This is a genomic window from Thiothrix subterranea (genome assembly GCF_016772315.1).
In the GTDB taxonomy this organism is placed as follows: Bacteria; Pseudomonadota; Gammaproteobacteria; order Thiotrichales; family Thiotrichaceae; genus Thiothrix; species Thiothrix subterranea.
The window spans coordinates 2,169,186-2,182,981 of record NZ_CP053482.1 but is presented as its reverse complement, the minus strand read 5'-3'; the positions used below and the strand labels follow the sequence as shown (position 1 = coordinate 2,182,981).

General features: G+C 52.2%; 15 protein-coding genes. All 15 read right to left on the bottom strand.

What is annotated here, in order from left to right:
• Nucleotides 1–18 precede the first annotated feature (18 nt).
• The 15 genes from HMY34_RS10730 to HMY34_RS10660 all read right to left on the bottom strand — a co-directional run bounded on the left by HMY34_RS10730 (nucleotide 19) and on the right by HMY34_RS10660 (nucleotide 13,783).
• The gene (locus HMY34_RS10730; protein ID WP_202715490.1) at nucleotides 19–1,839 is read right to left on the bottom strand and encodes a FimL-related protein; all 1,821 of its coding nucleotides are present in this window, start codon (nucleotides 1,837–1,839) and stop codon (nucleotides 19–21) included.
• Between the two features lie 13 nt (nucleotides 1,840–1,852).
• On the bottom strand, nucleotides 1,853–2,992 hold the full coding sequence (locus HMY34_RS10725) for a methyl-accepting chemotaxis protein (RefSeq protein ID WP_202715489.1): 1,140 nt from the start codon (nucleotides 2,990–2,992) through the stop codon (nucleotides 1,853–1,855).
• Nucleotides 2,992–3,519 carry a chemotaxis protein CheW gene (locus HMY34_RS10720; protein WP_202715488.1) on the bottom strand — a complete coding sequence of 176 codons (528 nt, stop codon included), beginning with the start codon at nucleotides 3,517–3,519 and terminating at the stop codon, nucleotides 2,992–2,994. The genes HMY34_RS10725 and HMY34_RS10720 overlap by 1 nt, the downstream gene beginning before the upstream one ends.
• Nucleotides 3,512–3,898 (bottom strand): response regulator, encoded by a 387-nt coding sequence (locus HMY34_RS10715; protein WP_202715487.1) that lies wholly within the window; start codon nucleotides 3,896–3,898, stop codon nucleotides 3,512–3,514. The genes HMY34_RS10720 and HMY34_RS10715 overlap by 8 nt, the downstream gene beginning before the upstream one ends.
• 10 nt (nucleotides 3,899–3,908) lie before the next feature.
• Entirely contained in the window at nucleotides 3,909–4,388 is a 480-nt protein-coding gene (locus HMY34_RS10710; RefSeq protein ID WP_202715486.1) for a response regulator, read from the bottom strand.
• A gap of 144 nt (nucleotides 4,389–4,532) precedes the next feature.
• On the bottom strand, nucleotides 4,533–5,396 hold the full coding sequence (locus tag HMY34_RS10705; RefSeq protein WP_202715485.1) for a metallophosphoesterase: 864 nt from the start codon (nucleotides 5,394–5,396) through the stop codon (nucleotides 4,533–4,535).
• A 15-nt stretch (nucleotides 5,397–5,411) separates the two neighbouring features.
• Nucleotides 5,412–6,026: an NAD(P)H-dependent oxidoreductase gene (locus tag HMY34_RS10700; protein ID WP_202715484.1), complete on the bottom strand. Its 615-nt coding sequence runs from the start codon at nucleotides 6,024–6,026 to the stop codon at nucleotides 5,412–5,414.
• A 71-nt stretch (nucleotides 6,027–6,097) separates the two neighbouring features.
• Nucleotides 6,098–6,562, bottom strand: a complete 465-nt coding sequence (dsrE2, locus tag HMY34_RS10695) for a sulfur carrier protein DsrE2 (RefSeq protein ID WP_202715483.1) — start codon at nucleotides 6,560–6,562, stop codon at nucleotides 6,098–6,100.
• Between the two features lie 89 nt (nucleotides 6,563–6,651).
• Nucleotides 6,652–6,984 carry a rhodanese-like domain-containing protein gene (locus HMY34_RS10690; protein ID WP_202715482.1) on the bottom strand — a complete coding sequence of 111 codons (333 nt, stop codon included), beginning with the start codon at nucleotides 6,982–6,984 and terminating at the stop codon, nucleotides 6,652–6,654.
• A 99-nt stretch (nucleotides 6,985–7,083) separates the two neighbouring features.
• Nucleotides 7,084–8,583: an exopolyphosphatase gene (ppx, locus tag HMY34_RS10685; RefSeq protein ID WP_202715481.1), complete on the bottom strand. Its 1,500-nt coding sequence runs from the start codon at nucleotides 8,581–8,583 to the stop codon at nucleotides 7,084–7,086.
• A gap of 3 nt (nucleotides 8,584–8,586) precedes the next feature.
• Nucleotides 8,587–8,970 (bottom strand): deaminase RidA, encoded by a 384-nt coding sequence (gene ridA / locus HMY34_RS10680; protein WP_202715480.1) that lies wholly within the window; start codon nucleotides 8,968–8,970, stop codon nucleotides 8,587–8,589.
• Between the two features lie 8 nt (nucleotides 8,971–8,978).
• A complete protein-coding gene (locus tag HMY34_RS10675) occupies nucleotides 8,979–10,859 on the bottom strand; it encodes a RelA/SpoT family protein (protein ID WP_202715479.1) in 1,881 nt (626 codons plus the stop codon).
• 92 nt (nucleotides 10,860–10,951) lie between these two features.
• Nucleotides 10,952–11,170: a DNA-directed RNA polymerase subunit omega gene (gene rpoZ, locus HMY34_RS10670; RefSeq protein ID WP_202715478.1), complete on the bottom strand. Its 219-nt coding sequence runs from the start codon at nucleotides 11,168–11,170 to the stop codon at nucleotides 10,952–10,954.
• A gap of 64 nt (nucleotides 11,171–11,234) precedes the next feature.
• Nucleotides 11,235–13,412, bottom strand: coding sequence for an exonuclease domain-containing protein (locus HMY34_RS10665; protein WP_202715477.1), 2,178 nt, complete (start codon nucleotides 13,410–13,412; stop codon nucleotides 11,235–11,237).
• On the bottom strand, nucleotides 13,409–13,783 hold the full coding sequence (locus HMY34_RS10660; RefSeq protein WP_202715476.1) for a response regulator transcription factor: 375 nt from the start codon (nucleotides 13,781–13,783) through the stop codon (nucleotides 13,409–13,411). The genes HMY34_RS10665 and HMY34_RS10660 overlap by 4 nt, the downstream gene beginning before the upstream one ends.
• Nucleotides 13,784–13,796: the final 13 nt, after the last annotated feature.

The following is a 13,796-nucleotide window of genomic DNA, read 5'->3' as shown; positions in this document are numbered from 1 at the left end:
TGACCGCCGTTTCAGCGTCTACGCGGGAACTAATGTCGGCTGGATCGGCATCCGTAAGCGTTGCAGTAAAGTCGATGGTGTGCGCTGTTGCGCTTTTTTTTTTGCCTCAACGTCCGCTTCCAGCGCGTCAAGATTCACATCATTCAACAGATTCAAATCGCTGGAATGATCCAACTCTCGCAGTTTGGCAAACCCAGTCGGTAACAACGACAAATAATCTTCCTGATGCAACCGTGCCGATACTGACGCTTCAAACAGGGTCAGAATGTCCGCAAACGTCGACAATTCATCCAAGGATGGCTGACGCTGGTGTGCTAATAAATCTTCGCGCACGTAGCGCACTGCCGTATCCACCAGCGGTAACAATTCGCTCGTTCCCGCAATCGTCAATGCGCCGCTGATGTTTTCCAACAAGGTCGCCACATCTTCCAAGCACACGAATGCCCAGCCTTCTTTGTAGAACGCCACCATGCGGGTTTGCGCACGGCTCAATTCTGTCAGCGTTGAGCGCAACAGGCTGCGTTCATCCGAAGGGTCGGGAGTATCATTGTCTGGGCTGAAAATGGTTTCGGTTAAATCGTGTCCGGTTTCGGCGTATTCGCTGAGAACCTTTTCCAAACGGGCGTAGTGAGTACTAATCCCCAACATGGCTTCTAAATCTTGCGCCGTGCCGCTGGCTAAACGCTCTTTTAACGCTGTGGCTAACCCAGAAGTCAGGTTGCCTGCTTGCCCCAAGCCCAACATTGCCAAGGTGCTGGCAAGATTTTCGGTTTTATCCGCGAGTTTACCCAGCAATTCGGGTTGACGTTCTTGGTCTTGCATCGCATCGAGAATGCTTTGCAAGTTACGCAATTCTTCGGTGACAGAAGCAGCCACCGCCCGCCACATATCACGCCCCGGTGTGGTGTAATAATGGCGCAATTCATCCAAGGTTTCGCCTTGTGGCAAATACAAATCCAAGTGGTATGCCGCTTTGACTTTATCGGCAATCGCGGCACCAGGCTCGGCTAACCCAATGTAGTACAACAGGTTTTTAATGAATTCGTCCGAAAGCACGCGGTCATAACGGGCTTCACCCATTTCGGCAAAGCGGCGGATTTCACGTTCCAGCCGCCCCACCAACATTTTGACAGCAGTGCCCTGTTCCAAGCGCCCGTGTTCCAGCGCATCGGTCAAACCGGAGGCAATCCACCACAACGAACGCAAGCGCTGACTGCGATTGAGCTTAATCATATTGTCAGTGACTTTTCCCGCCGCCTGCAACATGCGTTCGGGTTGTTCCTGACGAAACCAGCCCAGCAAGGCTTTTTGTAAGAAAAAGCGTAATTTGGTACTGACCTGCTGTAATTTTTCCAGCGGCAATGCCACGTATTCACTCGTGCCAATCACCGCATCACTGGCATGACCGTCTTCTGGCAGGAAAATCAAATGCTCCGACAACAATTCCGCATCGCGAGAGGCGCGTAAATTATTCAGCGTTGGCAACACAATCACCGGCAAGTCGGCATAGCCTTCCTGCAAATGTTTGAGGTATTCCGACAATTGCAGCAAACCTTCGGCAACCGCATCTTGCGCCGCACGCAGGTTTTCCACCCGATCTTGAATCAGGGCATCCAGCAACAGCACGAGTTCGCGGCTGAGCATGGAGACACCGCTGGCATCCAGTATTTCTAACACCCCATTCAAGTGGCGGCAAGTTTCGCGGCTGGCACTTAATTCACTCTTGTCCGTCGTCTCGGTGTAACGCCCAAAGGACTGCCGTGCTTGCTCAATTGCCAGCTCCGTGTCTTTGATGATCCACCCAAGACGGCTTGCCAAACTTGATTTATCCGAAATCATATTGCACCTGTCATTATTGTTTTTCTTCGGCGAGATTGAAATCCGCGATAGCACCGCGCAAATCAGCCGCTGTCGCATTCAGATCCGTGACCAGATCTCTGGTTTCTTCACTGTAACGGGCGGTTTGCTGGGTGATTTCCTGAATCGCACTCATGGTATTCACCACTTGACCCGCCATATTCGCCTGTTTGCCTGCTGCCTCGGAGATATTACCGATCAAACGTGCCAGACCCACGGTAACATCTTCCACTTCATCGAGCGCAGCACCGGCTAATTCGGCATTCCGAGCGCCGTCCACCACTTTTGCCGTGGTTTCTTCCATCGACGCCATTACTTCGCTGGTATCGGCTTGCATGGTACGAATCAGCACATCAATCTTGCGGGAAGCCTCCCCCGCTTGTTGCGCCAATTGCTGCATTTCATCCGCCAAGCGCCGAAAACCCGCATTGCCTTGGGCGCTGCCGCTCATCGCTTGGCTGGAGCTGGTTTGAATCGACGCATTCAGTGCCAGAATATTCGTCTGTTCCGCAATGTCATTCATCAGGCGCACAATGTCGCCCACTTCTTGCGAACTTTCCCCCAAGCGTTTCAGGCGTTTGGAGGTTGCTTGGATTTTTTCGCGAATCGCGCCCATATCCGCAATCGTGGCACGCACGGTATGCGCCCCTGCTTGGGAAATATCCAAGGATTTGCGGGCAACGTCGGTGGAACTGGATGCGTTACGCGATACTTTTTGAATGGATTTCGTCATGGTCGCAATCGCGGCGGTAACAACCCCAATTTCCTGCGCTTGGCGAGCCGTTGCCCCTGCTAAACTGTTGATGCGCGTATCGGCATCCTTTGCAAAGCCTGTCAAACGGTGCGAAGTCATATCCACCCGCAATACCAACGCCTGCAATGCATCCACCGCGTAGTTGACCGCATCGGCAATAGCGCCGGTCACGTCCTCCGTCACCGTCGCCCGCATGGTCAAATCACCATCCGCCAGTGAACTCATTTCATCCAGCAACCGTAATACCGCTTGTTGTTGCTGGCGAGCTTCACCCGCTGACTGCGTATGCATTTGGCGTTTTAAGTGCAGTAATAACACCCCCATCACCAACAATAGCAGCAGCAATACCGCAATAATAATCTGGTAAACCAGCAGACTCATTAGCGCATCTCCCCACTTTCCAGTGCGGCCACCAATTTGAATGCCTCCAGCACCGCGACGGGCTGATCATCCAACAGCAACCATTGGCGCGTAAAGCGTAGCCAATCAGCCGCTAACGCAGGCGGCGCATCACACACCGGGGTATCCGACCAAATATGCCGCACGCCTTCAAAATTACCCGCTTGTAAGCCGAACCACTCTTGCGAACCCCGCACCACAAACGCCCGCCCTAAGGTGGTCGTGCGCTCTTTTCCCAGCAATAAACCCGCCACATCCACCAGCGTCACCAGTTGAGCACGGCAATAAATCACCCCATTAACCCACGCAGGCACACCCCGCACGCCCGCAACACTGGCTGGAGTCACCACCTCTTCGACTTGATCACAAGGAATCAGGCACAACAAATCACCCACGTGCACCTGAAAGCCCGACCATTCCTGCAATTCTTGCGCGTGATGTTGGCGTGAGCGGCGTTTTTTTTCGCGCAATAAGGCCAAGCCCGCCAGTAATTCGTAAGGATTAGCCATGTTTGCCAGCCTTAATTGCAAACTGCGCAATGGTTTCCAGCAAGACTTTGGGTTCGACCGGCTTGACCAAGTAAGCTTTCGCCCCTTGCCGCAATGCCCATACCCGATCGGTTTCGGTGGATTTGGAACTGCATACCACAATAGGAATGTGCGCCGTTTCAGGGGAACGGGTTAATTCGCGCGTGGCCTGAAACCCATTCAGCAAGGGCATCACCACATCCATCAGGATCACATCCGGCTGACGTGCTTTGGCAACATCAATCCCTTCCTGACCGTTGCAGGCAACACTGACTTGGTAGCCTTTTTTTTCCAACAATGCGGTAAAAATACGGGATTCAGTCAACGAATCGTCGATGATCAGTACATGCAGCCCAGACATAACATTCCCCTTACTCGTCAATCAGATCAATGAAGGGAGGTTCTGGCGTTTCTGCTGGCGTTACCGCTGGTTTGGATGCTTCCGGTAACTTGACGTGCGTGTAAATAGCTGCCAGCAAATCATCTTTGGTGAACGGTTTGGTTAGGTACTTATCAGAACCCGCCAATCGCCCTCGCGCCATATCAAAAATGCTGTCTTTGCTCGACAAGAGAATAACCGGGGTATCACGGTACTGGCGATTTGCCTTGATGAGTGAACAGGTTTGATAGCCATCTAAGCGTGGCATCATAATATCCACGAAAATAACATCCGGTTTAAAAGACGCTATTTTTGACAAGGACTCAAAGCCATCACCGGCAGTCACCACCCAACACCCCTGCTCAGTGAGTAACACCTCAGCAGTGCGCAGAATGGTTTTGCTGTCATCCACGACGACAACTTTCAGGCCGGTCAGGTCGCGTTCAGGCGTATTATTTAGGGTATCAGGCATATTCACACTTTAACCTAGTTCGTTGTTTTTGTAATTATTACAGACTAACCGACCTACTGAGCAAGCGTGCGCTTACCAAAGGACTTTATGCTCAACAGTTTACCCAACGCAGCGCCCGAATACCCAAGCTTTTCAGACAAACTGTCATGCCGCTAAGGAATAATAATCGCCAGCCACCAAGGTAACATGGGTAATTTCAGGCGAACAATTCCGACGAATCGGCAAGCCAGTAGAGCCAATCCCGCGACTGGTATAAACCCACGACTCATTCACCCGATACAGCCCCTGCACGTATTTACGCCCCAAGTACGGACGGATAAACGGCTTACCCGGTTTGAGTTGCACTTGTCCGCCGTGCGTATGCCCGGATAATTGCAACGAGATACGGGTATCATCCGCGTACCAATCCAGCATATCCGGCTCATGTGCCAGCAATACCACCGGCTTGTTACCGCGTAATTTATCCAATGTCGCCTTAATGTCAGGTTTACCGAGCCAACCATCGTCAATGCCCGCCAGATGAAACACGCCGCCACTGTGCTGAATATCCAAGCCTTCATTGCGCAATACCGGAATCCCGTGCTTGGCGAAAGTGGCTTCAATCAATACCGGGTCAGTTTTAATATCGTGGTTGCCCATGACCGCAAACACGCCGTAACGCGCATTCAATCGCGCCAACACGGGTACAAGGTCGAGAATATCTTCGCCGTCATGCCACACGTAATCGCCTGTTAATACGACCAAATCCGGTTTGAGGGCGTTGGTTTTTTCCACCGCCCGCTCAATGTGTTCGACCTGTGTGTAGGGGCGCAAATGCATGTCGGTGAGCTGCACAATCGTGAAACCCTCCAACGCTGGCGGCAAATTTTTCACCGGAATTTCCACGAATTCTTCCACCAGCCAACGAATTTCATTGGTGCGTTCCGCGTGGCGATCATCGTGGAAATAATTCATGCGCCCGATGCGGTTAAGTACCCGCTGGGGTGTCATTGCCGCTGCTTTCAACATGCTAGTAGCCTCTGGTTACATGCCGAAACGGAACACATCCGTTTCAGTCACACCGGATTCGCGCACACTTTTCAGTGCCGTTGCATAAGCGCAGAGGATTCCCCCGGCATACACAATACGCTCACGGAAATAAGTGTCCGCTTCCGGTTGGTTTTGTGTCGGATCCGCATTGAGGACAGATTCCACATTGCGCACAATTAATTGTTCAGGAATGTAGCAAATACGGTTATTTTTGTAACTGCTCATCCGCAATTCTGCTACGGGGTAAGCGCCACCATCGGATGAGGAAACCGCCACAATCAAGGCCGGTTTATGCGCGAGTTCACCCGCTCCCCACAGCAAAAAGAAATTCTTTAGCCCCGCCGGTACTTGCCCGTGCCATTCCGGGGCAATGATGACAAACCCATCACTGGCTGCCAGTTTTTCCGATAAAGGGTTGAGTAATGCCTGCCAGTTGGCATCGCCGTTCCAAATGCCTTCATCCCACAGCGGTAACGGATTGCCTGCCAAGGAAAACACTTCCGTCGCGGTTGCTTGCTTATTATCCAGCAACGCTTGCGCGATGTGATGCGCTACTTTGTCGCTTTGCGAATGGTTGCGATGGCTGCCGCTAATAATCATAATTTTCATACTACGCCTTCTCCAAGTAAAAAGCCGGGATATACCCGGCTTTTTAGTGACTGTCTAATAACCTTCGGAAATCAGATGTACAAGCAAATGTCGGCATCACCCGCGAAATCGAAGAACATCGCCGCACCCGCGTATTCCACATCGCCAATGAAGTCTTTGGTCTCCATCTCGAACAGGTCAACCGTCATTTGGCACGCGATGAATTTGACATCCGCTTCCTGACACAGTTCACGCAATTCCGCCAAATCCGCCACGCCCTTGTCCGCCATTTTCTTTTTCATCATGGAGGTCATCATGGCCTGCATACCCGGCAACGCCTGCATCAGGACTGGCACAGGGAACGGCATTGGCATACCCGGATTCCCCAATGGGCTAACTTGCAGATTCAGGTCTTTCTTCAGCAATTGCAAGCCGTAGAACGTGAAGAAAATCTGTACGTCATAACCGAGTGCAGCCGCAGTGGATGCTAAAATGAACGGAGGGTAGCCCCAATCCAATGTACCTTTCGTTGCGATGATCGCCAGCTTTTTGCTCATGCTTGATGTCTCATGATAAATTGTAACTCACAGGTCAATAAGACCCACCTCTCTCAAATACCCTTCCGACTATAACAGAATTCTCTTATTTAGGCAGCGTTTGGTAACACAACTTTCATACCTGATTGATACCACGCGATAATTCCACCGCGTAAGTTCACCGCTTCGATGCCGGTGTTCTGTGCTAAAAACATACAGGCTTGTGCCGAACGTGCGCCGCTACGGCAATAAAACACGAGCGTTTCATCTTTGGGGAGGTCATTCATGCGCAAGGGCAGGGTGTGCAAGGGCATGAATTCTGAGCCTTCGATAATGCCCTGCGCCACTTCCGAGGCGGAACGCACATCAATTAAGCGGACTTTTTCACCGGAATCCAACATTTTTTGCAAACCAGCAGCGTCAACTTCACGAATTCCAAACATAAACAACCCTACATCCAAAGAAATATTAAAACTTACTGATATTCTAATGGAGATAGGGGCGCTGTCAAGTTATGCGCCGCAAAATTCAGCGATTACGGCTCAAAACACCAGCTCAACCTTCACCGCTTTCAAAAACACCTGCTCGCGTTCCAAATCCGCCAGCAATAACGGCTTTTTGGCGCGGATGTCATCAGCAAAGCGCAGCTCAACCCGGTTTTTACCCACGCGAAGCCGCTCAATACGCGGCGCCATTTCCTTATGCGAACGGTGCAACAACACCGCCAAACGCAGCAATACGCACAGATACAGCGCATTCTGGTGATCTTCCGCGTTCAACAAACCAAACAATTTGCTGGAAATTTTCTGCCGGTGGGTGCGCACTAACACGCTCAACCAGCGTTGTTCCTCATTGGAAAACCCCGGCAAGTCGGCATATTCCAGCAAATAGCCACCGTGTTTGTGATAGCTAGAATGCGACACTGCCAGCCCCAATTCGTGCAAATCCGCCGCCCAACCCAGCAATTCCGCCAAATGGCTTGGCAGTTTCCAATCATCACGGCAACGGTTGAACAATTTAAGCGCAGTCAAATGCACTGCCGTCGCATAGCCCTGATCAACTTGAAAACGCTGTTGCCAAGCCCGCACCGTTTTATCACGAATATCATCGTGCTGGTAACGTTCCAGCCGGTCGTACACCAAGCCTTCACGCAATGCCCCATCAGAGACCAACATCCGGTCAATTTTCAGCGCCTCAAATACCGCAATCAGCACCGCCAAACCACCGGCAAACACCGGCTTGCGCTCCTCACTCAACCCCGGCAATTTCAGTTTGTCGATATGCCCCGCCTCGATCATCATGTCACGCACGCGGTACATGTGCTCCAAGGTAATGCCGTAAGGCGCAAGCCCGGTTTGCTGAATGACTTTTTTTACCGCCCGAATGGTGCCAGATGCGCCGGTTGCCGATTCCCAGCCAATTGCCCGGTAAGCCGCTTTGATCGGGCGCAACTCCAACAAGGCTGCCGTAACCGCTTTATCCCAACACGCTTTCACCAGCTTGCCATCGGGGAAGAATGCCAAGGTGCTGCTGACACACCCCATGCGCAAACTTTCCAGATGCAATGGCTCGAAACCCTGCCCAATGATCAGCTCGGTGCTGCCACCGCCAATGTCCATCACAAAGCGCTTGCCTTGCTGATCTTTAGCGAGGGAATGTGACACACCGAGGTAGATCAAACGCGCCTCTTCACGCCCGCTGATCACCGCAATCGGATGCCCCAACGCCGCTTCCGCCCGATGCAAAAACTCGCGGGAATTTTTGGTCAGGCGCAAGGTATTCGTGCCAACGGCTGCTACATTCTCGGAAGGAAAATCCCGAATTCGTTCACCAAAACGCCGCAGGCAATCGACCGCCCGCTGTTGCGCCTCCAAACTCAAATTGCCTTTCGCATCCAGCCCGCCGCCCAAACGCACCGGCTCACGCAAGCGATCGAGGATAGTGACTTGCCCAAATGCATCAATCTGCACCACGATCATGTGGAAACTGTTCGACCCCAAGTCAATGGTTGCCAGCTTGTACGGCATTTGCCCGTTTGTCATGGCTTAGCCCAAGACCATAATGGCATCGACTTCCACGTCTGCACCGCGCGGCAATGCGGCGACGCCAATCGCGGCACGAGCGGGGTAGGGTTCCACAAAATATTCTGCCATCACCTGATTCACGACGGGGAAATTCACCAAATCGGTCAGAAAGACATGCACTTTCACGCAATCATTCAGCGAACCACCCGCTGCTTTCGCCACAGCAGACAAATTGTCAAACACTTGACGCACTTGCGCGGCAATATCACCCGCCACCATTTGCATGGTGGCGGGAACTAAGGGAATTTGCCCGGACAAATAAACGGTATCGCCCGCCCGTACTGCTTGCGAATACGTGCCAATCGCCTGTGGCGCGTCAGGTGTAGAAATGATGCTCTTGTTCATGAAGTTCCTTATTTCGTCAATTTGCTTACATCCAATACATTCGGTATATGTTTTAGCTGACGAATGACTTCTTGTAAATGCCCTTGATCATCGACTTGGATGGTAAAAGCATCTTGCTTGATACGCCCCTCGCCACTGATCTTCAGATCAACGATATTCACATCCAAACCGTCCAAGCATTTGGTAATTTGGCGTAACATGCCTTTCACATCACGCACTTCCACCACAATACCGGCTAACAGCTTCTGCCCCTCGCCATTTTCGCCCCATTCGGGCAACGCATTGTGCTGACGCAACCAACTGCGAATCGCATATAACGCCTTGCTCGTCTTCACGAAATTCAGCCAATTCACCTCTGGACTCGGCTTGTCACCGCAGATAATTTCAATCGTCGCCATATTATTCGGCACACGGCTGCGCAAGGAACGTTCCACGCCATCGACCTTGGCTTTCACGCAACGATGCCCTAATTCGGTGTGCACCGCGTAAGCAAAATCCACCAAGGTCGCACCACGCGGCAATTCTTTGACATCGCCTTCCGGGGTGTAGGCGTAAATCTCGGTCTGGAACATATCGCCTTGCATCGCCGCATAGAATTCGTCCGAATTCTGCGCCTGACTATCGAACGCCTTAACCTGTTCGACCCAGCCATCGAATACCCCTTGGGTGTAAGCGCGTGTCCCTGACGCATGATTCCAACGCGCGGCAACGCCCAATTGCGCCACCTGATACATTTCGCGGGTTTGGATTTGGAAACGCACCACCTGCCCATTGGATGCCGTCACCGTGGTTTGCAATGACTGAAAACCATACGCTCTGGGTGCGGCAATAAAATCCCTGACCATCCCCATGCGCGGCTTGAATAAACTGTGAATAATGCCTAAAGCGCGGTAGCACTCTTCCACTTCAGCGACTTGGACGCTGATTTCCAGCAAATCCCACTGTTGGCGGAAACCGACCTTTTTGCGACGACACTGCTCATACACCCGGAACAGATTTTTTTCCCAGACCAGCACGCTGCTCCCCGGAATGCTGACATCCAGCGCATCGGCGGTACTTTTGAAGATTTGCTCATGCTTCTCTTCATTTTCTTGCAGATACTTCTCCAGCGCCCGCTCCATAATGCTGCTGCGCCAAGGGTACAAACCTTGAAACGAGAGCCACTGCAATTCACGGCGGATAATATTCATCCCCATGCGCCGCGCCAAGGTCACGTAGGTCGTGGAAGTTTCCCGTGCCACTCGCCGCCGCTTGTCTGGCTCAACATTGCCCAAAGTTTTCATATTGTGTAAACGATCGGCCAATTTAACCAGCACCACCCGAAAATCCTGGGTCATCGCTTGCATCATTTTACGGTAACTGGCAATCGTCACCGCCTGTTTGGTCGGCAATTCATCGTTACGCTTTAACTTGGTAACACCGCCAACCAAATGCCCTACCGTAGACCCAAATTTCTCCACGATTTCTTCATTGGTACAGTCGGTATCTTCAGGAACATCGTGTAACAAGGCCGCACAAACGGTATCCACATCCAAATACCACAATGCCAAGGTACGGGCGACTTCTAGGGGGTGGGTAATATAAGGGGTGACTTTATCTGCCCGCATCTGACCTTCGTGCTTTTCCGCAGCCAACAGAAAAGCATCGTAAACTTTGGCCGAATCGGTCGGCGTCATATAACGCTCAACCAATTGCATCAAATTATAGACACGGAAGACATTGTGCGAAAAATTAGGTTTGGGAGCAGGTGCAGGCGGCTCGGCGGGTGGTTCAGCAGGCGGCTCAAACGACGGCTCATTGAATTCATGGAAGCCATCCCCCCTATTATTGCCCGATTCATCCCCGCGCTCGTCTGGCGCAGCCCCACGGTATGCATCATCATCTGACATAAAACATCCTCACCGAGCGTATCAGGTCAGGTCGCATTATTAACTTCAAAAAAATACCCACTCAAGGTAGCAGTGGGTATTCTTTATCCGTCTTAATCGTCGATTGCGGCAGTGGCAATCACCACCGGTTTCTGCACCAGCAAGCCTTCCGCAATTTCGCGCAGGGCAATGACAGTCGGCTTATCGCCTTCATCTGCCACCAGCGGTTGTGCACCGTGGGAAATGTCACGGGCGCGTTTTGCCGCCTTCAATACCAGTGCAAAATTGTTATCAACATGCTGTAGGCAATCTTCAACCGTAATACGTGCCATCTTGGTTTCGCTCTAAAATTTGATTAATCAGATAAGCTAAGCTGAATCCAAGCCAAGGTCAACCCTAATATTTCAACCGCGCATAATACGTCTTCTGCGCCGCTTCCCGCGCCTGCCCCAGCGTATAAATCCCCATTTCAGCCAGCAATGGAATCAAGCGCATAAACACTTCCGCCGTTGCCATCGCATCCCCCAGCGCGGTATGCCGCCCCAAAATATTGATATTAAAGCGCTCGGTAATCGCCTCCAAGCGATGTGATTCCTGATTCGGATGCACCACCGCCGACAACAGCAAGGTATCCATCACCGGATGATCAAACACCATCCCCGTGACTTTTTCCTTCACCTGCAAACAGCGCATATCAAACGCCGCATTGTGTGCCACCAACACCGTGTCTTGCGCAAACTGATGAAACGCCGGTAACACCTTGTCAATCGTTGGCTGCCCGCGCACCATTTCCGGCGTAATCCCATGAATCGGAATCGTAATCGCTGGAATATTGCGCTTCGGGTCAACCAATTGATCAAAGTTTTCATGGCGCAACAGCTTGCCATTCACAATGCGCACTGCCGCAATCTGAATGATTTCATCGCCATTCGCTGGGTCTAGCCCCGTGGTTTCGGTATCAAATACCGTGAACGACAATTCGCTCAACTTACTGTCTTCCAAGGAACGCGATTGCGCCGAGGCTTGGAACAAGTCGAAGTCGTAGTATTCCGGGCGGCTTTCATTGCGCACCACGCTGCTGGTTTCCAACTGTTCCTGCGGCGCTGCCAACGGCAATAAGAAGCGGAAAAATACCGTACCCGTCTCCGCTTCGCGTTCAAACCAGAACGCCCCGCCGTGGCGTTCCACCACATCCTGAATCGTCAGCGAGGTATCTTCGCCCCCCGAACGCATCGGATCATGTTCCCACCCCGGCACGACTTTATCGGTCAACTTCGCGGCACTCGGTGTCCAGCACAAATCCAATTGCGCTCGACCCGTTCCCATGCTCAAGCGCAATTGCACCGTATTAATCACGCATTCTTGGCGCAAACGTTCCGCCAAATACGACAAGGCTTGCAACAACGAAAAACTTTCCACCTTCAGCCACAAAGAATCATCAATCTCGGTCGCCACTACAGACAACCCACCCAAGGCTTCGATACGGCGAATCGCGGCTGCCACCAAATCCGCGCCCAGCATGTCTTCCAGCGGCCAGCGCAACACCGTGCTATCCAACGCCGACGACTTGAGTTCACGCAAGCGCGTTCCCAAGCCTTCGGTTTCCTCGCGCAATACCGTCAGCAAGCGCTCGCGCATGTCTGGCTCTACATCGGGGTATTCCAGAATATCCAGCGCCGCCTGCATATTACCCAGCGCGGCACGGCTACGTTCCGTCAGTGTATGCAAAATATGATCTTGGCGAGATTGCGCCTCAAATTCGCGGGTAATATTATCGAGCATTAGCACAAAACCCGTCATTTGTACCGGCTCACCCGCCACTGTTTGCACCGAACGTACCGGAGCCATTTGCGCCCGCAATAACTGCCCCGTTTGCGTCGTGGTAATAAACTGCGCGGAAGGTGCAGATGCACCGCGTTGCAAACGGTGCTGGATATTTTCCAGCGCGTGCATCACCAATTTGCGGTCAAACACGCCGTAAACCGACCGCCCCAAGCCAATCAATTCGCCGCCACCCGCCACACCGGGCGCTTGCGACAACGCCCTAAACTGCATCCGCGCTCGATTGTTGTACAGTAAAATCCGCCCATCCAGATTGCACACCACCACGCTTTTAGTCAGTTCCGACATCAACGCCGCCAGACGGTTTTTTTCCTGTTCGGTATTGCGTGCCGCCTCTTGCACCCGCGCATCCATTTCATCGCGCAAGGCTTCGCGCTGTTGCACCAATTGGTTAAACAAATCCGCCAAGCGCCGGTTTTCAATACTGCCCGTCGGCACAAGCTGACGCTTCACATCCGTTCCCAGCAATACCTGCGCCTCTTCCGCCAAGCGTGCCGGAGCCGTCATAAAATACGACACCAAGAAACGTAATGCCGAACCCACCGCAATCAACGACACTGCCCACATCAACAGCAGCAGCATAATGCGCTCGCCCAGCGTATTTTTGAGAATGGTGCGCCCCGCGTCATCCAAGGTTGACCAGATCAAACCGCCCGTTGCCCCCAACCACAGCAAGCAAATCAACCCAATCAGCGCAATGCCGAGCGCAACCCGTTTATCAAAACGCCTCATGCTTGCGCCCCCAACAAGTCACGCACTTTTTGCGCCAATTCCTTGGTGGAAAACGGTTTGGTCATGTAATCATTCGCCCCCATCGCCAGACCTTTAGCGACATCGGTATCGCGCCCTTTCGCGGTCAGCAACACAATCGGCATCGCCTTAAACGTCTCATTGGCACGGATTTCATGGCAAACATCAAAGCCGGTTTTTTTCGGCATCATCACATCCAGCAACACCAGATCGGGGTGTTCGCGCTCAATCAACTCACACGCCTCCTGCCCATCGTGCGCAACGACCACGCGATAGCCTTCGCGCTTCATCAAATATTCGAGCGAAATCAAAATATTCGGCTCATCGTCCGCAATCAGTACGGTTTTTGTCATGTTATGCTCCTCT